We start from the raw sequence: 22,241 nt of genomic DNA on the forward strand, positions 1-22,241 counted from the left end.
GATGTTGTGGTTTGATTAAAGATTAGAAAACACGATATTGGTATTTTAAAAGTTTTTTCTAATCTTCTTGTTGTGGTTTGATTAAAGATTAGAAAACACGATATTCCTAACACATAAAGAAGATGCTGTTTATATGTTGTGGTTTGATTAAAGATTAGAAAACACGATATTTTGAGTGAAATCAGTATCAATACAAATAACGTTGTGGTTTGATTAAAGATTAGAAAACACGATATTTCAAACAAAATTAGATAATCATTTGTGTTCGTTGTGGTTTGATTAAAGATTAGAAAACACGATATTGAAACAGTATGACAAAATTATTTATAACAGGTTGTGGTTTGATTAAAGATTAGAAAACACGATATTGTTCTAGCGAACTCTTCAAGCACTTGCACGTTGTGGTTTGATTAAAGATTAGAAAACACGATATTCACAAGCAATTAGCAATAAGCCGTTAGATAGTTGTGGTTTGATTAAAGATTAGAAAACACGATATTTGTGGCTGTAACTACTGCAACACCGCTATTGTTGTGGTTTGATTAAAGATTAGAAAACACGATATTCACAAGCAATTAGCAATAAGCCGTTGGATAGTTGTGGTTTGATTAAAGATTAGAAAACACGATATTATTATAAATATCCTTTCAGTAGATACCAAGTTGTGGTTTGATTAAAGATTAGAAAACACGATATTATTAGTTACGTTTGAAACAGATGTTAAGGCGTTGTGGTTTGATTAAAGATTAGAAAACACGATATTTTGCGTAAAATCAGTATCAATACAAACAACGTTGTGGTTTGATTAAAGATTAGAAAACACGATATTTTAACAGATGATTTAATCGATACTAACAAGTTGTGGTTTGATTAAAGATTAGAAAACACGATATTGAAACAATGACAATACTACGGCAGAAATAGTTGTGGTTTGATTAAAGATTAGAAAACACGATATTTTTACGTTTTCGGCAACATTGCCAAGCAACGTTGTGGTTTGATTAAAGATTAGAAAACACGATATTATATTTAGAAGACATAAAAATTGAAATACAGTTGTGGTTTGATTAAAGATTAGAAAACACGATATTAGGAGACGTTTTTTGTGGTTGGTCAAACGAGTTGTGGTTTGATTAAAGATTAGAAAACACGATATTTTTGACTTCGCTAATTCTCTTGCTGGATTAGTTGTGGTTTGATTAAAGATTAGAAAACACGATATTTTTTGATGCGGCTGCAAGTTCTTTAGCTACGTTGTGGTTTGATTAAAGATTAGAAAACACGATATTAGTTGGCTTGTTACCTTCTGATTATCATAGAATTAAAAGTAAATATCGTTTAAAAAAATGCCTCTTTATTGATGTGATAACCCAATATTGAGGCATTTTTTTGTTTGTCGCAACCGCCCCGTCCTTTGGGCACCCTTTAAGTGGCGGGGAAATTTAGAACAGTTCGAGCTGTGTGGGTTGTGGTGCTTTGGGTACTTCGGCTTGGCCCCAAAAATTTAAAATATTACCAAATTGCTTGTCTGTAATTCGTAAAATACTCACTTTGCCTAGCGGTGGCAATAAGCGGTGTATGCGTTTTTCATGCACATCTGCGCTTTCGCTACTGGCACAATGCCGCACATAAACGGAATATTGCATCATCGAAAAACCATCTTTTAGTAAATTATTCCTAAAACCCGAGGCATTTCTTCTGTCTTTTTTGGTATCTGTTGGTAAATCAAAAAACACAAATAGCCACATTATTCGGTATCCGTTAAGCTCCATAATGCTGGATATTTAATTTTTTTACGTTCTCCAGTAAAGCATTGTTGCAAGGAGCTTGCCGTTTTTTGTAAACCTACCATCAACGGACTTTTCTCGCCATTAAAATAAACAGTTTGTGTAAGGAGTTGCAATAATTCGGCTTTTATGACGGTGGTAAGTTCTTGCTCTGTATGTTGTTGCATGATTTCGTATACTTTTTGATCAACAAGCGGTCTAAAAGGTTCCATAATATCATCTGCAAGGGCAAAGGCATTGTACTTGCTTTTATGATGAATACCTAAAGTATTGAGCAGGCCACTTCCGGACAGCGCACGTGCTGTGGCGGCTCTTAAAATTGCGTATCCGTAGTTTAAAAAATTATTAGGATACGCTCCATAACGCTCTCTTTTGATGCCATCACTTTCTAGTTGTGGCAATGGGAAATTTTTCCAATATTGTTGTGCAGCAACACCCTCCATGTTGGATGTATCACCGCTTAATACTTTGCTGGCTAAAAATTCGAATGTGTTTTTTGCTCCTGTAATTCGGTTTAAAAGTTCACCCTGATTTTTAATTTTTTCGACAATTGTCTGCTGCCATAATTTTTTTTTCAGCGGTATCGATGCCTCGATCTGATTCTTAAAAATTTCTTGCTGGATGTGGTGGCTGTTGAGGTTTAGTAACATTCCGTTTGGTAGATGGTTGTTGCCACATATAATAATTGCAGTGTTTTGTTCTACAACGAGATTCATCGCGGGAATGCTTAAGTAAATTTCAGCATGATCAAGTACCAAAAAGCCAATGTCTTCAATTGGGATGGTACTTTCTCTAATTTCGGTTTTAATTACAAGTTGTTGGTTTTTGGTTGTAATTGAAGATTTATTTTCGATTAGAATTGTTCTTTTGATCATAATTTAAAATCTTAAATTTAAGTAACTGTTTTATTGCTAGTTAAATTTAAGAAATAATTTTTGAAATAAACTTCGTACAGTATATGCTTACGTTATTTTTAACACAAAAAAGCTCTCTTTAAATTGTGTTTTAACATCCTTTGATGGATCACAACGTAAAGGAAGTGGTATGTCTTGATATTTTAATCTAAGTGAGAGTGTTTACCTATTCCAAATCTTCCAAGCTTTTTCAGCCTGAAAAATCAGCATGTCTAAACCATTTTTGGTTTGTGCGCCTTGTGCCGCCGCTTTTTTTAGAAATAGCGTTTCTGCTGGATTGTAAATTAAATCGTAAGCAATGTGTTTTGCCGTGAAAAATTCATAAGGCAAATCAGGGCACACATCGGTGTTTGGACTCGTACCTACGGGAGTTGCGTTGATGATGATTTGGTAGTTATCAAAAGTAGTTGCATTGATCAACTCATATCCAATACTGTTTTCCTTACTTTCACGAGAAACAAAAGTGAACGGAATATCGAGTTCCTCTAGCGCAAATGCTACTCCTTTTGAGGCGCCGCCTGTACCTAAAATTAACGCTTTTTTGTGGTTAGGTTGCAACAAGGGTTCTAGTGATTTTTTAAAACCAAAATAATCCGTATTGTAGCCTTTTAAATTTCCTTTTTTTGTGATTTTGATGGTGTTCACAGCACCAATTTGAGCTGCTTTTTTAGATAGTTTTTGCAAGTAAGGAATGATCGCCTCTTTGTACGGAATGGTTACATTTAGACCTTTTAAATCTTTGTTGTTGCTTATAACTTCTGGAAATTCTTCAATCGTAGTAATATCAAAATTCTCGTAACTGTGACCTTCAAAATTTGGGTTGGCAAATTTTTCTGTAAAATATCCTTTCGAAAAAGAATAGCTAATGTTGCGTCCTAATAACCCAAAACGTTTACGAAGCAATTCACTCATCTTTATTTTCTATTTTTAGCAATATAGTTTTGCACAGATTTTTTGGCCCAAACCACCGGGAATAATTCCTCAAGAAGGGTATGATTTTCAAAATTCAAGCGCAATCCATTGCTCAAATGAAACTTAGCTTTAGTCGCATCAGAAATCATGTAATAAATTCCAGCCAAGCGGTATTCTATTTCGTTTTCTTCTGGGAAATACTCAGAGGCTTGCAATAAAGTTTGCACGGCACTCTCAAATTCGCCTAAAAACTGCAAAATATCTACCCAAAAAAGCCAAGTTTCTAAGCCGGTTTCTCCAAATTCAACCGCTTTTCGATAGCCAAATTCTGCTTCTTCAAAAAAGTTCATTTGCTTGTTGATACTCGCGTAACGTTTCCAATACAAGCGGTTTTGATTGTCAATTGCCAACGCTTTATTGACAAAAAACAATGCTTTTTGATAATTTTTTAATCGAACATAAAAATCAGTAATGGCAATCCAACCTTTATCTAACAAAGGGTCTTCGTGTACGGTTTGGTTGTAAAATTTGATTGCCAAGGCACTATTGCCTAATTTTTCGTGGCATTTCCCTAATCGCAACAAAGCATAAGAAGTAGCATCATCCAATTCGATGGTACGCGTATAACTTTCAATGGCTTCTTCGTATTTTTTGAGTCGTTCGTAGGCTTTGGCTTTTTCCATAAAAGCACCTAAAAATTCGTCATCAATTAGCGTAGCATATTCAAAGGCGCGAATGGCATCTTGGTATTCTTTTTCACTGTAATGCAAGCGACCTAATTGGTGCCAAGCAATTTCGCTATATGGTTTTTTGTCGATATAGCTTTTTAAAAACGCGATTGCATCTTGATTTTGGTCCAAAAACTCAAAGCAATACACTACGTTGTACAACGCCGATTGATCTTCAAGATCTTCCTCTAAACAATTGATGAAGTTTGTTTTTGCCAATTCAAAATTATCCATAAAAAGGTACTCCATTCCAATTAAGTTGTACACATCAGCCAAATCATCGGTGTATTGTAAAGCAATTTTAAGCAATTCAACTGCTTTTTCGTGTTGGTCTCTTTTGGAACAAATATTTGCTTTTTGGATGTAAATTTCCTCGTTATTAGGTTCAATAGCATACAATTCGTTCAGCAATTTTTCAGCCAATTCTAGTTTGTCATCGTAGACCAACATTTCCACTTGAACCAACTTTAAACCAGTTGATCTAGGGTGTTGTTCTAGGGCTAATTTGAGTGCTTTTTTTGCCAAAGAAGCCTTGCCCATATCAAGATAATGCAGGATTATTTCTTCAAATTCTTCTGAGTCAAAAAAGAAAACCTTGTTGGTTTTCAGCATCGATTCAAATTTGGAAAGAGATAAGTTATAGTCTTCTTCTTCGTTGCTTAATTGCATACTTTGTGTTTTTAATTGACTTACCTAAAATTAGGTATTCGGTTTTGTACTGAGGTTGCTCTGTCAAATTGTTGTGAACAATTTAATTAACACGCCTTTGTAGTTTTGTATCGTCAGAGAAAGCTATTTGGAATATTAGCCTTTTAACTCTTCGGTTAAATAGTTTAATCATTTTCTGCCTGACATCAAACTTGAACTTGTTTAAGCTTTTCCGTTTTTATTTGTTATTTCGGGTATGGATTTCATCCATAACTTCTAAAATGATGGTGCAACCTTCGCGTATTTCATCTTCAGAAATGGTTAATGGAGGTGTGATTCTGATAGCACATCCTTCAAAAAGTAACCAAAATAAAATCAATCCTCTGTCTTGACAGGTTAAAATTACTTCGTTTGTTATTTCTGGATCTGCGGTCATTGCGGCCAGCATCAATCCTTTTCCTCTTACTTCTTGTATCAAAGGGTGTACCAAAAGCGAGCGAAACAGCTTTTCCTTCTCAAGCGCTTCGGCCATTAAATTTGTCTCTGTAATTTCTTTCAAAGTAGCCAAACAAGCTGCCGCAATGACAGGATGTCCTCCAAAAGTAGTTATATGTCCTAGTTTAGGGTTGTGACTCAAAAGTTTCATCATTTCAGCAGAAGCTGTAAATGCGCCCACCGGCATGCCGCCACCCATTCCTTTACCCATGACTACAATATCCGGAATTGCATTGTAATGTTCAAAACCAAACAGTTTTCCTGTACGACCAAATCCAGGTTGGATTTCATCTAAAATTAATAATGCGCCAACCTCGTTACAACGAGCACGTACTTTTTGTAAAAAATCGTTCTCTGGTTGTATAAAACCGGCTCCTCCTTGAATGGTTTCTAGTAAAATCCCAGCTGTTTTGGTGGTAATTTTTTCTAAATCGGCTTCGTTATTAAAGGTAATAAAATCTACATCAGGAATCAGCGGTCTGAAAACTTGTTTGCGTTCTTCAAATCCCATCACGCTCAACGATCCCATTGTATTACCATGATAGGCGTTGTGGCAGGATATTAGCTGACTGCGCCCCGTAACTCTTCGGGCCAATTTTAGCGCACCTTCGATTGCCTCTGTACCTGAATTTACTAAATAGGTGGTATCTAATGGATCGGGTAGAAGGGATGCCATAAGTTTGCAATATTCTACGGCTGGACTTTGAGCGTATTCGCCATAAACCATCACGTGTGAATATTTGTCTAGCTGATCTTTAATAGCTTGGTTCACTCGTGGGTGTTGATGACCAAGTGAACAAGCTGAAACGCCTGCTACAAAGTCAAGGTATTTTTGTTGATTTGTATTGTAAATATAGCTTCCTACCGCATGCGATATTTCCATTCCTAGCGGATACGGAGAAGTTTGAGCTTGGTATGTTAAAAAATCTGTCTTCACAAATTATTGTTTAATCGTTTATTTGATGATTTTTTGATCTAGCTAACTGTAAACTGTGACTGCTTACTGCCACTGTTCACTGCGACTGCCCACTGCGACTATTTCTTAGTCTTCTTTTTGTCATAATTCAGCGTTTCTTTCCTAGTTTTCAATGGAACATTTTTCTTGGCTATTGCAGTTTTTAAAGCCTTTTCAATTTTATCATTGTCGATATTTTCTTCTGGCGGAAAAATATCATCTTTTGATTTGATGCGTTCATCGCCACGCCAAACAAAACCTCGCAGAATTCGAGCGTTTTCAGGTAATTCTTTTTCAGGAAAAATATCGCCGTCAACTTGTTGGAAAAAAGTTATGGTTTCTACTTCATTGTTTTCTAAAATCAAATTGATTTTACTGCTTTTATTTTTATTAATACCTATCAATTCTTGATCGTCATTACGCATGTAATAAATGACTTCAGTATTTTTTACTACATCTACATCGTGCAGTTTTCCTTCCTCAAATTTTCCGTATAAATTTTGCCCTTTGACTTGATTGTATCCAGTACCAATGGTGTCTTTGGAGACAATAAACGTATTTTCGAGAACTTTAAGCGAATCCAACTTTTCTGTTTTGTTGTTACCAATCAAATGCATGACATCGCCCGTGATTTGGTTTTCAGCGTTCCACAAAATCGGATTTCCAATGAGTTTTGTTAAAGCAGTCTTTGAGCTAGAATGAATCGAATCACATTTACCACTCATATCTTTTTTGAAAAACCGAACATTGTTAAAAGCTCTAATAATTCGATTTCCCTCTTTCCCTGTCACCATTAATTTTTTTCCGTGAATGTAAACCGAGTCATTTTCTACAAAATTCACCGCAACCGCTCTTTTGGTAACAAACATGGAGTCTAGTTTTTTGTAAACTTCAGCGTAATGTCCTCTGACTATTCCGCGATTTATAGAGTCGGTTATTTTTACGTTTCTACTAGCCGATGCAAATTCACGGTTTCTGTCGTAGTACAAACTATCTCCTTTTATTAACCGATCGTCATACCTGATATAGGATTTGTTTAAAAAATGCGCGAGGTTTTTTTTAGTATCGTAAAAACCTTTTTCAGTATAAATATAGTTGGCTTTACTAGTGATTGTTGATGGTCCTAACAAATAGGAGTGGCCAGAGTTACTAAAATAATCCAAGTGATTCGACTTGATAACGTAGGTAGGATTGGTGATGCTAACAGCCGTTAAAAATTGAAACTTTTTTTCCTCAACGTAATACCGCCCAGAATTACTCTTCAGCGTATTGTCTTTATTGATGATAGTGCCGGGTGTGTCGTAATACACCTCTTGAATGTTACGGTCAAAATTAAGAACTTCAGTCATTAAAGTGGCGTTAGGCGAACTCATGACAGCCTCTCCCGAAGCATAGGCTTTTTTTACCATGCCATTGTATTCAGCATATTTACTGTTCAAGAATAATGTATCTCCTTGAACCATTTGTACATTTCCAAAGGCTTTGATGTATTTTTCTTTCTCGAAATAGTAGGCTTTGTTGCAGGTGAGCACGATGCCGTCGTGATTCACACGAACATTCCCTATCAACAAAACAGCATCAGGAACTTCAACTTGATTCACATCTGAAAAATCAGCATTTTCGATAATTATTTTTTTGGGAGCTTGTGCCAAAAGGGTGCTGCTAACCAAAAATAGGAAAGCAAAGCGAGCAAAAAGCAGCAATTTTTTCAAAGGATTAAATTTTTCACAAATTTATGAAAAAGCAAGCAACTCTAATCGATATTAAGAATTATTTATAAGCGGTCTTAGTAGGATGGTTATGCTGTTTAAGTCAAAGTTATCAACAGTTTGTCAAACTCTTTCGATGTAGTAAATTTGAAAGTAAGTCATGGGGAATAAAATTTTTATGCAAAACCAAAGTTGCAGAAAAAATATATTAAATTTCAACTTTAATTTCTTTTTAAGGTGTAATACATCTTAAAGCAGTTTAGATAAATTTATATCATGAAAAAAATAACTATCGTTGTAGGACTGAGTGCCGTGCTTTGTGCAACAGCTTGTAAAACTAAAATGAATACCATGGATAAAACAAATCAAGAAACCAATGTGAAACAAAAAGAAGTTGTTTATCAGGTTTTTACACGCTTGTTTGGGAATAAAAACACTACCAACAAACCATGGGGAACCATTGAAGATAATGGAGTAGGGAAATTTAATGACTTCACCGACAAAGCTCTTTTTGAGATAAAAGATTTGGGAGCTACCTATATTTGGTACACCGGTGTTCCGCATCATGCTGTGATTAGAGATTATACTAATATAGGCATTTCAAATGATGATCCTGAAGTTGTAAAAGGTCGTGCGGGTTCTCCTTATGCAGTGAAAGATTATTATAATGTTAATCCAGATTTGGCAATGAATCCTGCCAACCGTTTGCAGGAATTTGAAGAATTAATTGCTAGAACGCATAAAGTGGGCCTGAAAGTTTTGATAGATATTGTTCCCAATCATATTGCGCGCAAGTATGAGGGCAAAAACAATCCAAAAGGTGTAGTTGATTTTGGAGCCAATGATGATGTTTCTGTAGAATATAAACGTGATAATAACTTTTATTATATTCCAAATACTGCCTTCGAAATTCCAGATACTGCTAAGCCATTGAACGGAGAATTTAATCCTGCAATTGATGGTAAATTTGCTGAGTTTCCTGCAAAATGGACAGGTAACGGTTCCCGAATGGCAAAACCAGATCGCAATGATTGGTACGAAACGGTGAAAGTAAATTATGGAATCCGCCCAGATGGTTCGAAAGATTTTCCAGAACTTCCAGCGGGATTTGATACTAAATCATATAAAGAGCATTTTGATTTTTGGAAAGACAAAGACGTTCCAGATTCTTGGAAAAAATTTAGGGATATTGCGCTTTATTGGACTGATAAAGGTGTAGATGGTTTCAGGTTTGACATGGCCGAAATGGTTCCGTATGAATTTTGGAGTTACATGAACTCGGCTATTAAAGTGCGCAATTCAGATGCTTTTTTACTAGCCGAAGTATATAATCCAGCTGAATACCGCAATTACATTCGTTTAGGAAAAATGGATTACTTGTATGATAAAGTGGAGACTTATGATAAGTTAAAAGATATTATTCAAGGTAAAGCTTTGCCAGATGATTTATCAAACATTCAAAATCGTATGGCTGATATTGAACATCACATGCTTCATTTTTTGGATAATCATGATGAACAGCGATTGGCAAGTCCAGAATTTGCGGGAACCCCACAAAAAGGTAAGCCGCTAATGGTGGTTTCAACTACAATTAGTTCGTCACCAACAATGGTGTACTTTGGTCAAGAAGTAGGCGAGGCAGGTAATGAAAATGCTGGTTTTGGCACCCATTCTAGAACTTCAATTTTTGATTATATCGGAGTGCCAAATCATCAACGATGGATGAATAATGGTAAATTTGACGGAGGTCAATCAACTCAAGAGGAGAAAGATTTACGTGATTTTTACAAAAGACTATTAAATTTTTCTAGAAATAGTTCGGCATTGATGGGGCAATTTCAGGAGATTCAATCGGTAAACAGAGAGCGTGCCGCTAGTTATGATCCTGGTATTTATTCGTACGCACGTTGGTCTGATCAACAAAAATTGCTGGTTGTAACTAATTTTTCTTGGTTAACTACAAGTTCTTTTGACCTGATCGTGCCGGCAGACATCATCACTAAATGGAATTTAAGAGACGGTTCGTACACGCTTACTGACCAGTTGTACCAAAAACAAACTGCAACACTAGAAGTTCAAAACGGTGAAGGGAAATTGAAAGTGACAATTGCGCCATCAGAATCGTTTATTTTTCAATTATAAAATAATGAAAGTATTGTAGAAGCTACAATATAGTTCCAAAAAAAAAGCTGCAGTCTAATAGGCTGCAGCTTTTTTTATAGTTGGGTATTTTCAAAATTTTCTTGAATTTTTTTCCAATTGATAACATTAAAAAAGCCATCGATATAATTGGTTCTTCGGTACTGATAATCCAAATAATAAGCATGTTCCCAAACATCAAGAGCCAAAATTGGTTTTCCTGGTACCAATGCATTTCGCATTAATGGATTGTCTTGGTTTGCAGTTGTTGTGACAACTAATTTCCCGCTTCGATCAACAAGAAGCCAAACCCAACCTGATCCAAAGTGTTTGATTGCTTCGTTTTTAAATTGTGAAACAAATAAATCATACGATCCAAAGTCTTTATTTATAGCTTCTAATAGTGTACCAGTTGGTTGACCTCCAGATTTTGGAGCCATACATTTCCAGTATAAAGAATGATTATAATAACCGCCAGCGTTGTTTCGTAGCGCTGCATCGTTGGGGTCTAGTTTGGCAAGAACTTCTTCAATGGTAAGATTTTCTAAAGCAGTTCCAACAAGCGCTTTGTTTAGGTTATTGGTGTATGTAAGGTAATGTTTGGAGTAATGTGTTTCTAATGTTTTAATACTGATACTTGGTGTTAGGGCATCATAACCATAAGGTAGTTTTTCTACTTGAAACGAGCCTGGATCAGCCACAACATCATCAGGATTACCTACTACGGTTTTTTGTTCCGTCTCCTCAGGTAGTGGTACTTCAACCACTTCAATTAATTTATCGTCCTTACATCCTTGTAAGTATACGCAACAAAACAAGATAGGAAGGATTACTTGTAATTTTCTCATCGTGAATTATTTTTGTGATAATGAATTTATGATTTCAATGTAATTTTCTTTGGCTTCGTCGGCACTAAGATGGCTAATTTGCATCCATGCGTTGGTTTTAAAAGCATCTCTTAAATGATAGGATGGATTTTGCTTTAAATCAAGATAGCCAAAGGTTGCCTGTTTGTAAAATGCGTATAAACGCAATTGCACGTCTTGTGGCAACGAGGCTTGCGTCATTTCTGAAGCTTTTTGTACAGCTTCTAAAAATCGATTTTCTAACGTAGCGTCAGTCATCATTTTGTAGTTGCAATAATTGTTTTTCCACCAATTGCTTTTTGATTTAAAACCACATTTATTGGTGTTCCTAAAGGTAAAAACAAATCTACACGAGAACCAAATTTGATGAAACCAGCGTCGGTACCTTGTACAACTTGCATTCCTTGTTCTGCATAATTAACAATTCTTCGGGCAAGTGCTCCAGCTATTTGACGGTATAATATTTCGCCAAAATTTTTATTTTCGATCACCACAGTAGTTCTTTCGTTTTCCTCGCTAGCTTTTGGATGCCAAGCTACTAAAAATTTACCGGGATGGTATTTACTAAATTTAATAACTCCACTCATAGCATAACGCGTTACGTGTACGTTGATTGGTGACATAAATATCGAAACTTGTAATCTGTTTTCTTTAAAATATTCACCTTCGTAAACCTCTTCAATAACTACCACTTTACCGTCTACGGGTGCGATTATTTGATTTTCATTCAAAATCACACTTCTTTTAGGATTTCTAAAAAATTGTAATATGATAATTAATAGTAGTAATGTAGCTATTTGGATCGCCATTTTTAACCAACTGCTTGAAATAAAATTGTCAGCTAACAACAGCACAACTGAGGTAAAAATTGTACCTAATAAAATTGACGGGGTTCCTTCTTTATGAAACATAATTTAAAATTTGATAAAATAAAAATATTAAAGGTGCTACAAATATAACACTATCTAGTCGATCTAGAATGCCTCCGTGTCCTGGCATGATGTTTCCACTGTCTTTTACAGCAGCAATTCGTTTGAATTTAGATTCAATTAAGTCGCCAATAGTGCCGGCAACCCCAACGATTAAGGCTATTGAAGTCCAAATTAAAATAGATCTTTCGCTAAATTCGGGTTTGGCTTTAATGTAATATTTTGAGATTAAAAAACCTGCAAATATTGCAAACACAATCCCGCCAGCAAAGCCTTCTATGGTTTTTTTGGGAGATATTTTTTCTAGTAATTTAGTTCGTCCTATTGATTTTCCGACTATATATGCAAACGTATCATTGGTCCATATTAATATAAACAGACCAATGATGATTTTTGGATTGTAATCATTGATTCCGAATGAAATCTTTGTGATAAAAATAAATGGTAAAATGATATATCCTAACAGATATAGGTATTTTGAAGATGTGCTAATCGTTTGAATTTTATCGTAAAATAAAAATAAGATACATTTTACAGAAACTACAAGTGTTGTAACTAAAAGAACAATATTGAGCTGCTCAATATTTACTTTTAGAGATAGCTTCGTATCAAATTGTTCATTGATGAAGTTTTCTGTTACATCATTGTAATGACTTAGTAGTGTGATACTAGTGTACGATACAGTTGCAAATACCAGCGGGAATATTTTTTGTATTTGAACTAAATTACAAAATTCGTAAACGGCAATGAGTAGGAATAATCCAAAAAGAATAAAAAAAGTTTCGGTCGAATATAAAATAGAACTGATTAATAAAACTATATAAACAACTCCTGATATCCCTCGTTTTAGAGTTTCATTCATTTTATAAATCTTCAAGTAGCAACAAATACAAGTTTTTTGCAGAACTTCCGTATTGTGTAAAATCTTCTTCTTTTGCTTTTTCGAAATATTTTATCGTCGTAATATTGGTAGGTAAATCGCGCTCGTATTTCTTTTTTATAGAACTTAAACCATCGCTTTTTGTAGCAACAATTTCGCTTGTTTTAGCAATTACAATGATATTGGCAGGTAAATCATTTGGTTTATGTTGCTTGATCTGTTTTGATGAAAATAGAATAGAACCTTCTTCAGCAATTAAACTTTCACATGTAGCAAAAAGAAATTTCGGATTACTAATAACCGTATAGGGTAATTTATTGTATTCTAATAATGGGAATAAAGTTGGATTGAAGCACAAAACCTCGTTTTCAAACCAGTCATTTTCCTCTAAGATATTTTCAAATTGTTCTTTTATCTCTTGCGAATTTTCACAGTATAAGAACTTGCCGCCATTTTTTTTGAAGTTGAAAATAAAGTGTTCGTCAATAGATATAGCTTTTTCAGAAGCAGAAAGGTTAAATTCGCTTTCTTTCTCCTCTTCAGAAGCAGGTTGATGTGAACTAAATAATTTTCTAAAAAGACTCATATTTTTTTAACAGCTATAATTTGTATTTGAAAACGTCCAAAGATAAAAAAATCTTAATTCAAAAGTAGTTTTTGAATTAAGATTTTAAGAATATTTGAAAAAAGGCTCTAATTTTTAGGAAACCACTTCACTTAGATTTTTGTCAAAAGTACGTTTTCCGAAGATTGCTTCAAGGTCGTCTTTAAAAATAACTTCCTTTTCAATTAAAATATCAGCCAGTTGATTCAGTTTGTCTTTGTTTTCTTCTAGAATTTGAATAGCTCTTTGGTACTGGCCCTCAATTAGTAATGAAATTTCAGTATCAATAACTTTCGCAGTTTCTTCTGAATATGGTTTTGAGAAGTTGTACTCGCTTTGACCTGTTGAGTCGTAGTAAGTAACATTTCCAATTTTATCATTCAATCCATAAACAGTTACCATTGCTCTCGCTTGTTTGGTTACTTTTTCAAGGTCACTTAATGCGCCAGTTGAAATTCTGTTAAAAGTTACCTTTTCAGCAGCTCTTCCTCCCATGGTAGCACACATTTCGTCTAGCATTTGGTCTGGTCGCACAATTAAACGTTCTTCCGGCAAGTACCACGCTGCTCCTAAACTTTGTCCTCTTGGTACAATAGTAACTTTAATTAGTGGTGCTGCGTGCTCTAACATCCAGCTAACTGTAGCGTGTCCAGCTTCGTGTATGGCAATTGCTTTTTTCTCTTCTGGAGTAACAATCTTGTTTTTCTTTTCTAAACCTCCAACAATACGGTCTACCGCATCCAAGAAATCTTGTTTTTCAACTGCAGTCTTGTTGTTACGAGCAGCAATTAAAGCCGCTTCGTTACAAACATTTGCAATGTCAGCTCCTGAGAATCCTGGAGTTTGTTTTGCTAAAAAATCAGTATCTAAACCTTCTGCTTTTTTCAAAGCAGCCAAGTGTACTTGAAAAATTTCAGCACGTTCTCTAATGTCTGGTAAGTCTACAAATATTTGTCGGTCAAAACGTCCAGCACGCATTAAGGCTTTATCCAATACATCAGCACGGTTAGTAGCAGCTAAAACAATTACGTTCGAGTTGGTTCCAAAACCATCCATTTCAGTTAATAATTGATTCAAAGTGTTTTCACGCTCGTCGTTTCCGCCAGACATGTTGCTTTTTCCTCTTGCTCTACCTACGGCGTCAATCTCATCAATAAAAATGATAGCTGGAGATTTTTCTTTAGCTTGTTTAAATAAATCACGTACTCGAGAAGCACCCACACCTACGAACATCTCTACAAAGTCAGATCCTGACATAGAAAAGAAAGGTACTTGCGCTTCGCCAGCTACGGCTTTGGCTAACAAAGTTTTTCCAGTTCCCGGAGGACCTACTAATAAGGCACCCTTTGGAATTTTACCTCCCAAATTCGTGTATTTTTCAGGGTTTTTAAGGAATTCTACAATTTCTTGAATTTCCTCTTTAGCTCCTTCTAAACCAGCTACATCTTTAAATGTGGTTTTAATATCTGTTTTTTCGTCAAAAAGTTTCGCTTTCGATTTACCAATATTGAATATTTGACCTCCGCCACCTGCACCACCGCCTGACATTCTGCGCATGATAAAAAGCCAAACAGCAATGATGACAATTATTGGTAATAAGCTAAAAAAGATGTCCGACCAATTATTTTGTACTTTGAAGTTAAAGTCTTTTAATTTTCCTTCTTTAACTGCTTTTTCAAGTTTAGTTTGAAAGATTTGATCATTTCCAATTTCAAAAGTGTAGTGCGGGCCTTTGTTAGGCTCGTTAAATACGTCTTTTGCTACTTTTTTATGAGTTAGGTCTTTAATAGCAGCAGGGGTTAAAAAAACTTCCGCTTCTGCTTTATTGTAAACAATTACGCGCTCAATTTGACCTTTCTCCAAATATTCATTGAATTTAGAAGAGGTTAATTGTCCCGGTTCGCTTAAGCTTGAACCACCAGTCATGAAACTAATGAACAGCAATATTAAAATTACAGCAGTATAAAGCAGCCAAGGGCTTACTTTAAACTTATTTGGGTTTGGATTGTTTTCTTTGGCCATTACTATGAATGTGTGTCTTTAGTATTTGTTTTCTATGGTTGTTATTTTAGCATCGCCCCATAAACTTTCGATGTTGTAATATTCTCTGATGTGTTTTTGAAATACATGTACTACGATATTAACGTAATCCATCAAAACCCATTCTGCATTATCAGTTCCTTCAACATGCCAAGGCTTGTCTTTCATTTCTTTTGAAACTGTTTTTTGGATAGAGTTTACAATGGCGTTTACTTGTGTGTTAGATCCACCGTTTGAGATTACGAAATAATCGCACACTGATGTATCGATATCTCTTAAGTCCAAGATGGTAATGTCATTTCCTTTTACTTCTTCAATTCCTTTAATGATATTTGCCAAAAGCAAGTCATTATTTATAGTCTTTTTCGCCATGAATTATTTTTAATATAAGTTTGTAAAGTTACCATTTTTTGTGGTTATTTTTGAACCTTAACACAAGTTTAAATTCTGTTTCACAAAATAATGTTTATGAAAGTAATCAAACTCGATGCCATAGATTCTACAAACGAGTTCTTAAAAGGCTTGGCAAACAAACAAGAGGTTGATAATTATACAATTGTTACGGCTAAAAATCAAACAAAAGGTAAAGGGCAGATGGGCTCGGTTTGGAATACAGAATCTGGTAAAAATCTAATAATGAGTATTTTGGTTAAGGATTTCTTATCGGATATTAATCGTTTGTTCGATTTAAACATTGCTGTTGCAGTAGCGGTTCATTCGGTTTTAAAGGAAATGGATATTCCTGAATTGAGTATAAAATGGCCTAACGACATAATGTCATACAATAAAAAAATTGGTGGCATTTTAATTGAAAATAGCATTAAAAGTGATGCGACATTTAGCTCCATTGTTGGTCTTGGTCTTAATGTGAATCAAACTAATTTTGAAATGTTGCCCAAAGCGTCATCTTTAGCAGTGGTGACCAATCGTAATTTTGAAGTGGATAGTTTAGCTGTCAAAATGGGTGAAGCGATTTTTAAAATAACTTCAGATATGAAGAGTAAAGGAGCTTTTTATTGGAATCAATACGATGGAGTTTTGTTCAAAAAAGGAGTTCCCATGGCGTTTGAAGCACCTAGGAAAGGTCGTTTTATGGGTATAATTACGGGAGTCTCTCCAATTGGAAAATTGCAGATAATGCTAGAAGATGATACAGTTGAAGAGTTTGATATTAAAGAAGTTCAAATGTTGTATTAATAAAAAAGTCTTCTAGCTATTGCGAGAAGACTTTTTGTATTTTGATAATTTTTTAGTTTATAGTTTTGGCATGTTCGTAGCCAAAGTTTCAATGAATTTTCCAATTGGTCCTTTAATCATCATAGCCATCATTGGGTTGAAGTCTCCTTCGAAATCTAATTTTACAGCACTACTTTGTTCCGTTAGTGCTTCAATCGTAGCTATTAAAGTGAAAGGCAATTTATCGCTCGCAGCTCCTAGAACAATTTTGCTTGGTGCTACTTTTTCTTTCATTTTTAATTTGATTTCTGGCATGCCTTTAAGTCCAAATATAAAAGCATCATCGCCTAGTACTTCAAATTTTGCAATATTTTCAGGCATTAGTTTTTCAAAATTCTTTACATCGCTCAAAGCAGTAAACAGGTCTTGAGCTGATTTTTCTACGGTAACTTTTGGACTTTCTAAATTCATTGGTGTATTTATTAGATTTGGGTTTTAAACTTCAACATTCCATGTAGATGGACTTTGGTTCCATTCTCTTAATGTTTGCTCTTCCACCTCGGTGATGTAACGCTTTGCAACAGCCAAGTTAAGTAAGTTTTGATAATTACTTAAGGTGTACAAATCGATCTTGGCAGTTTTAAAATTAGCATCAGCTACTGGAAATCCATAAGTAAAAATGGCTGCCATTCCTTTAATATTGGCTCCTGCTTCACGTAGTGCTTCCACAGCTTGTAGACTACTGTTTCCGGTACTTATTAGATCTTCAACAACTACTACGTTTTGACCTTTTTGTAGAAAACCTTCTACTTGATTTTGTCTACCATGTTTTTTTGGCTCAGGGCGCACGTAAACAAAAGGCAGACCCATGCTTTCGGCTACAAGCATTCCAATACCAATGGCGCCTGTGGCTACACCAGCAATAACATCTGGTTTTCCAAATTGTTTTTCAATGTTCTTTGAAAATTCATCACGAACATAATTTCGCACCGCTGGGAATGAGAGTATTAAGCGGTTGTCACAATAAATAGGCGATTTCCATCCTGAAGCCCATGTAAAAGGATTTCTTGGATTCAATTTAATTGCATTTATTTGCAATAGGAATTCGGCTGTTTTTTCGGCTGTATCTTTATTAAAAATCATAGTACAAATGTATAAAGTTTTTGTTAACGACAAACCACTTTTTTTGACAAATGAGATCTCCAAGGAGACTGATTTTCAATTATTTCTATTGGAGAGTATTGATATTGAGCAACTTATTGTGAAAATATTTCAAAATAAAATTAATAAGGCCTATTTGTACCATCCGGACGAAAGCTTGATTTTGAAGACCTTAAAAGCTAAGATTCCTGTTTGTAAAGCGGGCGGTGGTTTGGTTTACAATAAAAAAGGTGAGGTTTTATTTATTTTTCGAAATGGAAAATGGGATTTACCGAAGGGCGGAATCGAAAAAGGAGAGGATATTGAAGATACTGCCATGCGCGAAGTAGAGGAAGAGACAGGTGTTAATAAGCTAACCATTGGCCAAAAATTACAAAAAACTTACCATGTTTTCAGACGAAATGGAAAATACAAATTGAAGATTACGCATTGGTTCGAAATGCAATCTGATTTTGAAGGAACACCACAAGGTCAATTAGAGGAAGGAATTGAAAAAGTTGCGTGGTTGAACCCAGAACAAATTAGGGAAGCACTCACAAACTCGTATGAAAATATCAAATTACTTTTTGAAGAAGAGAAAGTAATTTAATAGAGCTCTAAAATAAAAGTCCCCAAATGAATTATTTGGGGACTTTTTTTATGGTTTCATGATTCGATAAATAGGATACTGTAAATGGGCTTTCTCATAGTAAATCGAGTTTTTATAAATCCAATCGAGTTGTGCCTCTGGACTACCTGCAAATTTAGGATCACTTTGTTTTTTGCTTTTAAGCTTAGACTTTAAATCTGGATTTTTTTGTAGCAATTGTGCTGCAGTATCTTCAAATACATAATCCGAGTAACCTTCTTTTTGTTGTAACATAGTATCGAAGAAATTCCAATTGAAAAATGAATCCATCGCTTCAGGCTCCAACGCTTCGAGCAAATATTTTATCCCTTTTTGGTTGGTAGGTACATAGAAATCTCCTTTGGCGAAAGCCTTTTGTTCTGTACTACTTGTTACAGAAGTATTTCTATGCAAGTAATGCCCTTCGTATGCAGATGATCCTGTTTTATAATCGGCAATGCGGTAGCTTTCTACTGCAATTATAGTGTCTTTTGGTAAAACTTTGAATTCGATATTATTGCTTTTCAATACGTCAATTATATGCCAAAAACCTCTCGGGATTATGTAAGCTTCAGGAATTATTACCTCCTTGGTAGCTTTGTATTCTTTTTGGTAAGGAACGTCTTTTTTAAAGGGTTTGTTTCGGTCGTAAAACAAACGTTTGCCTGTGGTAGCTTCGCTATTTTTATATCCAGCTTCGTAGCCTAGGAAAGAAAAATTGGTGGTTTTTGTGGTGTCAATTTCCCATTTAATGGCGTATTTTTTACCTGCTTGATATTGTTTTTCGTTTTGCAAACGGAGCTCTTTTATCTTGGCGTAATTGGCATCGGTAAAATCTATTGTAGAGCGCATGTATTCATAAGTAACTTTTACACGTTCAGCATATTTTTTCAGCATGTGGGTTTCTACCACAAAACCAAGCGTGTTGTATAATGAGGTATAGCCTGTGGCAAATCTTGGACTCTCAAAAAATTGTGCAAATCCTTTGTCCGGCGTTTCTTGAAAAGCGTTCACATAGGGAGTTGATTCAATTTTTTTCTTTTGTAAATCTTGTACAACAGCAGGCATCATTTCGGTGTTTAAAAAACCTCCCAAAACTGTTCCTAGTTTGTTGTGTTGTGTCATGATGTAGGTGAGCTTGTATTGGTAATCAGCACCATTACTCACATGATTATCAATGAACACATCGGCGTTTATTTTATGAAAAATAGAAACAAAACTTTTGGTATTTCTAGTGTCCGATTTCATGAAATCCCGATTGAGGTCATAATTTCTGGCGTTTCCGCGAAAGCCATATTCTTCGGGTCCATCTTGGTTGGCTCTTGTGCTGGAGTTTCTGTTTAATGCGCCGCCAATGTTGTAAACAGGTATACAAACTAAAACCGTATTTTTTGGTGCTTTTACTTTACCTAATGCTAAGTCGCGGTACAATTGCATGCTGGCATCAATTCCGTCTGGCTCTCCTGCATGTATGCCATTATTGATTAAAACAACAGCTTTATTTTTTTTGATTTCTTCAAAATTGAAGTTTTTTTCAGGATTAAAAATGACGATGTGCAAAGGTAATCCGCTATCCGTTAAACCCATTTCTTGTATTTCAATGGTAGGAAAATCTTGTGCCAATAATTGGTAGTAAGCAATAGTTTCGGCGTAGGTTGCGGATTGGTTTCCGTTTCCTTTTTCAAAAACTGTGGCGTATTTATTTTGGGCTTGACCCCAACTGCATACCATTAGGAATAAGAGATAAATTGGAAGGTTTTTCATGATTTTAGTTTAAAAAAAGTCTTCCAAATGTAACTTTTTTTACAGAATTCTCAGCGAAGTTCTTTAAAAAAATAGCCGCCTTTTCCTTCGCTGGACTATTTTTGGATTACTTACAAAAATAAAAGGATTCTAAGTTTTGTCCTGATTGAAAAGTAGCAATGTGCAATTCTTGTCAAGTGGTTGTGTAAAAACAAACAGCAGCTCATGAGTTTAGTCGTTTTTTAAAATTACCTTTGCACAAATTTAAAATATGAATACAAAGCAATCCGCTACCACGATACTTTCCAATTTAGGCATTACAAGTTGGAATGAAATGCAAGAAGTTGCACACGATACCATTTTAAACGAAAATAATACTTTGCTGCTTTCGCCAACAGGTTCGGGTAAAACACTCGCATTTTTACTTCCTGTTTTTGAACTTTTGCAAGCTGAAATTTTATCGGTTCAATGTTTGATTTTGGTTCCTTCTCGTGAATTAGGACTTCAAATTGAGCAAGTTTGGAAAAAAATGGGTACCGCATACAAAGTTAATACTTGTTATGGCGGGCACTCAATTGAAACCGAAATAAAAAATTTAAGCAATCCGCCTGCAGTTTTAATTGGAACTCCGGGCAGAATAGCTGATCATATCGATCGTGGTACGTTTCGTTTGGATAAAATTCAAACTATTGTTTTGGATGAATTTGATAAATCTTTGCAACTGGGTTTTCATGAGCAGATGTCATACATCATTGGGCAATTGACTAAGGTGAACAAAAGAGTTCTGGTTTCGGCTACGTCCGATATTGAGATTCCGAAATACACTCGCGTGGTTAATCCTGTGGTTTTAGATTTTATTCCTGAAGAGGAGGCGGTTTCCAACTTATCAATGAAATTGGTTTTATCTAAAGAAAAAGATAAAATCAATACCTTGTTTCAACTGATTTGCTCTTTGAAGTCAGAAGCTGCAATTGTGTTTTGCAACCATCGCGATGCGGCGGAGCGAATTAGCGATACTTTGAACGAAAAGGGAATTTACGCTACGTACTATCATGGCGGAATGGATCAAGAGGAACGCGAGCGCGCCTTGATACAGTTTAGAAATGGCAGTATGAGTTATTTAATTACTACTGATTTAGCCGCACGTGGACTTGATATTCCAGAAATGAAACATGTTATTCATTATCATTTGCCTGCAAAGGAAGACGAGTTTACACACCGTAACGGGCGTACAGCACGTATGCAAGCCTCGGGTACAGCTTATATTGTCGCGCATGAAAGTGAAAAAAAATTGGATTATCTTGATTATTCAATGGAAGTTTTGGCAGTAGATCAAGCCAAAGCTTTACCAAAACCGCCGCAGTTTCAAACCATTTATATTAGTGGTGGAAAGAAAAACAAGTTGAATAAAATTGATATTGTTGGTTTCTTTTCGCAAAAAGGAAAACTCGAAAAAGGTGATTTAGGACTTATCGAAGTAAAAGATTTTATCTCGTTTGCAGCCGTAAAATTCAACAAAGTAAAAGATTTGTTGCATGCAATTAAAGACGAAAAAATGAAGGGTAAAAAGTTTAAAATTGAAGTAGCCCGAAAAGTGATTAAGAAAGAAGAGGAGTAAGTTTTTAGTGCTCAGTCTCAGTTTGCAGTTACAGTATTCATTTGCAGTATTCAGTCGCAGTTTGCAGTTACAGTTTTCAGTCTCAGTATTAAGAATCAAGATTATTTTTTATAAAGAAACCGTTGCTAGTAAGTTTAATTTATTAGCAACGGTTTTTAGTTTTATGTTAGTTTTTAATTATGTTTTTGTGGTTTAAATATTTGGCAAATGGAGATTATATGGTCTAAAGGTTATTCCGCTACAAGAAGTTTGGAACCAAATTAGCGTTGTTTTTAGGTTAAACCAAATTCTTTCAAACCTACAATCATTTTTAAATTAAGTTTCATTCTC

At 35.1% G+C, this 22,241-nt stretch carries 20 protein-coding genes and 1 CRISPR repeat array (1 of these 21 only partly in view); of the genes, 4 read left to right on the plus strand and 16 right to left on the minus strand.

Translation table 11 applies throughout. From position 1 onward, the window contains the following. A CRISPR array of direct repeats spans positions 1–1,289; the repeat unit is 36 nt; unit sequence GTTGTGGTTTGATTAAAGATTAGAAAACACGATATT (it extends 2,765 nt beyond the left edge of the window). A 153-nt stretch (positions 1,290–1,442) separates the two neighbouring features. The 6 genes from cas2 to ACXX8U_RS04280 form a co-directional block, all read right to left on the minus strand. Continuing rightward, positions 1,443–1,772 (minus strand): CRISPR-associated endonuclease Cas2, encoded by a 330-nt coding sequence (cas2, locus tag ACXX8U_RS04255; protein WP_458564755.1) that lies wholly within the window; start codon positions 1,770–1,772, stop codon positions 1,443–1,445. Continuing rightward, a complete protein-coding gene (gene cas1 / locus ACXX8U_RS04260) occupies positions 1,748–2,662 on the minus strand; it encodes a type II CRISPR-associated endonuclease Cas1 (RefSeq protein WP_458564756.1) in 915 nt (304 codons plus the stop codon). Before cas1 ends, cas2 begins: the two co-directional genes overlap by 25 nt. A 201-nt stretch (positions 2,663–2,863) precedes the next feature. Then, entirely contained in the window at positions 2,864–3,613 is a 750-nt protein-coding gene (locus ACXX8U_RS04265) for a shikimate dehydrogenase family protein (RefSeq protein ID WP_458564757.1), read from the minus strand. A gap of 2 nt (positions 3,614–3,615) precedes the next feature. After that, on the minus strand, positions 3,616–5,010 hold the full coding sequence (locus tag ACXX8U_RS04270; RefSeq protein ID WP_458564758.1) for a tetratricopeptide repeat protein: 1,395 nt from the start codon (positions 5,008–5,010) through the stop codon (positions 3,616–3,618). Positions 5,011–5,227: 217 nt separating this feature from the next. Then, the gene (locus tag ACXX8U_RS04275) at positions 5,228–6,367 is read right to left on the minus strand and encodes an aspartate aminotransferase family protein (protein WP_458566385.1); all 1,140 of its coding nucleotides are present in this window, start codon (positions 6,365–6,367) and stop codon (positions 5,228–5,230) included. Positions 6,368–6,519: 152 nt separating this feature from the next. Next, positions 6,520–8,151, minus strand: a complete 1,632-nt coding sequence (locus ACXX8U_RS04280; RefSeq protein WP_458564759.1) for an OstA-like protein — start codon at positions 8,149–8,151, stop codon at positions 6,520–6,522. A gap of 273 nt (positions 8,152–8,424) precedes the next feature. On the opposite strand from ACXX8U_RS04280, the gene ACXX8U_RS04285 reads away from it, so the two are divergent. Continuing rightward, positions 8,425–10,290, plus strand: a complete 1,866-nt coding sequence (locus ACXX8U_RS04285; RefSeq protein ID WP_458564760.1) for an alpha-amylase family protein — start codon at positions 8,425–8,427, stop codon at positions 10,288–10,290. A gap of 74 nt (positions 10,291–10,364) precedes the next feature. Here the strand turns inward: ACXX8U_RS04285 and ACXX8U_RS04290 are convergent, their stop codons facing one another. The 7 genes from ACXX8U_RS04290 to rsfS all read right to left on the minus strand — a co-directional run bounded on the left by ACXX8U_RS04290 (position 10,365) and on the right by rsfS (position 15,978). Further along, complete coding sequence (locus ACXX8U_RS04290) at positions 10,365–11,135, minus strand: superoxide dismutase (RefSeq protein WP_458564761.1); 771 nt, start codon at positions 11,133–11,135, stop codon at positions 10,365–10,367. A gap of 6 nt (positions 11,136–11,141) precedes the next feature. After that, a complete protein-coding gene (locus ACXX8U_RS04295) occupies positions 11,142–11,411 on the minus strand; it encodes an acyl-CoA-binding protein (protein ID WP_210788554.1) in 270 nt (89 codons plus the stop codon). Beyond that, positions 11,411–12,064 (minus strand): phosphatidylserine decarboxylase family protein, encoded by a 654-nt coding sequence (locus tag ACXX8U_RS04300; protein ID WP_458564762.1) that lies wholly within the window; start codon positions 12,062–12,064, stop codon positions 11,411–11,413. The genes ACXX8U_RS04295 and ACXX8U_RS04300 overlap by 1 nt, the downstream gene beginning before the upstream one ends. Next, a complete protein-coding gene (locus tag ACXX8U_RS04305) occupies positions 12,054–12,944 on the minus strand; it encodes a phosphatidate cytidylyltransferase (protein WP_458564763.1) in 891 nt (296 codons plus the stop codon). Before ACXX8U_RS04305 ends, ACXX8U_RS04300 begins: the two co-directional genes overlap by 11 nt. A 1-nt stretch (position 12,945) precedes the next feature. Continuing rightward, entirely contained in the window at positions 12,946–13,548 is a 603-nt protein-coding gene (locus tag ACXX8U_RS04310; protein ID WP_458564764.1) for an LUD domain-containing protein, read from the minus strand. Between the two features lie 114 nt (positions 13,549–13,662). Beyond that, the gene (gene ftsH / locus ACXX8U_RS04315; RefSeq protein ID WP_458564765.1) at positions 13,663–15,588 is read right to left on the minus strand and encodes an ATP-dependent zinc metalloprotease FtsH; all 1,926 of its coding nucleotides are present in this window, start codon (positions 15,586–15,588) and stop codon (positions 13,663–13,665) included. Between the two features lie 18 nt (positions 15,589–15,606). Further along, positions 15,607–15,978, minus strand: a complete 372-nt coding sequence (gene rsfS, locus ACXX8U_RS04320) for a ribosome silencing factor (RefSeq protein ID WP_166135181.1) — start codon at positions 15,976–15,978, stop codon at positions 15,607–15,609. 96 nt (positions 15,979–16,074) lie between these two features. Between rsfS and ACXX8U_RS04325 the strand changes: the two genes are divergently transcribed. Next, entirely contained in the window at positions 16,075–16,803 is a 729-nt protein-coding gene (locus tag ACXX8U_RS04325) for a biotin--[acetyl-CoA-carboxylase] ligase (RefSeq protein ID WP_458564766.1), read from the plus strand. Positions 16,804–16,860: 57 nt separating this feature from the next. Here ACXX8U_RS04325 and ACXX8U_RS04330 read toward each other — a convergent pair whose 3' ends face one another. Together ACXX8U_RS04330 and pyrE are read right to left on the minus strand one after the other, a co-directional pair. Next, positions 16,861–17,253, minus strand: a complete 393-nt coding sequence (locus ACXX8U_RS04330; RefSeq protein ID WP_458564767.1) for an SRPBCC family protein — start codon at positions 17,251–17,253, stop codon at positions 16,861–16,863. Between the two features lie 24 nt (positions 17,254–17,277). Beyond that, the gene (pyrE, locus tag ACXX8U_RS04335) at positions 17,278–17,925 is read right to left on the minus strand and encodes an orotate phosphoribosyltransferase (RefSeq protein WP_458564768.1); all 648 of its coding nucleotides are present in this window, start codon (positions 17,923–17,925) and stop codon (positions 17,278–17,280) included. 7 nt (positions 17,926–17,932) lie between these two features. Between pyrE and ACXX8U_RS04340 the strand changes: the two genes are divergently transcribed. Further along, complete coding sequence (locus ACXX8U_RS04340; RefSeq protein ID WP_458564769.1) at positions 17,933–18,532, plus strand: NUDIX hydrolase; 600 nt, start codon at positions 17,933–17,935, stop codon at positions 18,530–18,532. Positions 18,533–18,580: 48 nt separating this feature from the next. Here the strand turns inward: ACXX8U_RS04340 and ACXX8U_RS04345 are convergent, their stop codons facing one another. Beyond that, positions 18,581–20,314: a M14 family metallopeptidase gene (locus ACXX8U_RS04345; RefSeq protein ID WP_458564770.1), complete on the minus strand. Its 1,734-nt coding sequence runs from the start codon at positions 20,312–20,314 to the stop codon at positions 18,581–18,583. 250 nt (positions 20,315–20,564) lie between these two features. Between ACXX8U_RS04345 and ACXX8U_RS04350 the strand changes: the two genes are divergently transcribed. Next, on the plus strand, positions 20,565–21,911 hold the full coding sequence (locus tag ACXX8U_RS04350) for a DEAD/DEAH box helicase (protein ID WP_458564771.1): 1,347 nt from the start codon (positions 20,565–20,567) through the stop codon (positions 21,909–21,911). Positions 21,912–22,241: the final 330 nt, after the last annotated feature.

This window comes from Flavobacterium sp. GNP001 (assembly GCF_054343775.1).

What these genes read in the sequence shown, in the direction of transcription:
- cas2 (WP_458564755.1), bottom strand. Translation starts at nt 1,772, where the DNA reads ATGGAGCTTAACGGATACCGAATAATGTGGCTATTTGTGTTTTTTGAT.
- cas1 (WP_458564756.1), bottom strand. Translation starts at nt 2,662, where the DNA reads ATGATCAAAAGAACAATTCTAATCGAAAATAAATCTTCAATTACAACC.
- ACXX8U_RS04265 (WP_458564757.1), bottom strand. Translation starts at nt 3,613, where the DNA reads ATGAGTGAATTGCTTCGTAAACGTTTTGGGTTATTAGGACGCAACATT.
- ACXX8U_RS04270 (WP_458564758.1), bottom strand. Translation starts at nt 5,010, where the DNA reads ATGCAATTAAGCAACGAAGAAGAAGACTATAACTTATCTCTTTCCAAA.
- ACXX8U_RS04275 (WP_458566385.1), bottom strand. Translation starts at nt 6,367, where the DNA reads ATGGAAATATCGCATGCGGTAGGAAGCTATATTTACAATACAAATCAA.
- ACXX8U_RS04285 (WP_458564760.1), top strand. Translation starts at nt 8,425, where the DNA reads ATGAAAAAAATAACTATCGTTGTAGGACTGAGTGCCGTGCTTTGTGCA.
- ACXX8U_RS04290 (WP_458564761.1), bottom strand. Translation starts at nt 11,135, where the DNA reads ATGAGAAAATTACAAGTAATCCTTCCTATCTTGTTTTGTTGCGTATAC.
- ACXX8U_RS04295 (WP_210788554.1), bottom strand. Translation starts at nt 11,411, where the DNA reads ATGACTGACGCTACGTTAGAAAATCGATTTTTAGAAGCTGTACAAAAA.
- ACXX8U_RS04300 (WP_458564762.1), bottom strand. Translation starts at nt 12,064, where the DNA reads ATGTTTCATAAAGAAGGAACCCCGTCAATTTTATTAGGTACAATTTTT.
- ACXX8U_RS04305 (WP_458564763.1), bottom strand. Translation starts at nt 12,944, where the DNA reads ATGAATGAAACTCTAAAACGAGGGATATCAGGAGTTGTTTATATAGTT.
- ACXX8U_RS04310 (WP_458564764.1), bottom strand. Translation starts at nt 13,548, where the DNA reads ATGAGTCTTTTTAGAAAATTATTTAGTTCACATCAACCTGCTTCTGAA.
- ftsH (WP_458564765.1), bottom strand. Translation starts at nt 15,588, where the DNA reads ATGGCCAAAGAAAACAATCCAAACCCAAATAAGTTTAAAGTAAGCCCT.
- rsfS (WP_166135181.1), bottom strand. Translation starts at nt 15,978, where the DNA reads ATGGCGAAAAAGACTATAAATAATGACTTGCTTTTGGCAAATATCATT.
- ACXX8U_RS04325 (WP_458564766.1), top strand. Translation starts at nt 16,075, where the DNA reads ATGAAAGTAATCAAACTCGATGCCATAGATTCTACAAACGAGTTCTTA.
- ACXX8U_RS04330 (WP_458564767.1), bottom strand. Translation starts at nt 17,253, where the DNA reads ATGAATTTAGAAAGTCCAAAAGTTACCGTAGAAAAATCAGCTCAAGAC.
- pyrE (WP_458564768.1), bottom strand. Translation starts at nt 17,925, where the DNA reads ATGATTTTTAATAAAGATACAGCCGAAAAAACAGCCGAATTCCTATTG.
- ACXX8U_RS04340 (WP_458564769.1), top strand. Translation starts at nt 17,933, where the DNA reads ATGTATAAAGTTTTTGTTAACGACAAACCACTTTTTTTGACAAATGAG.
- ACXX8U_RS04345 (WP_458564770.1), bottom strand. Translation starts at nt 20,314, where the DNA reads ATGAAAAACCTTCCAATTTATCTCTTATTCCTAATGGTATGCAGTTGG.
- ACXX8U_RS04350 (WP_458564771.1), top strand. Translation starts at nt 20,565, where the DNA reads ATGAATACAAAGCAATCCGCTACCACGATACTTTCCAATTTAGGCATT.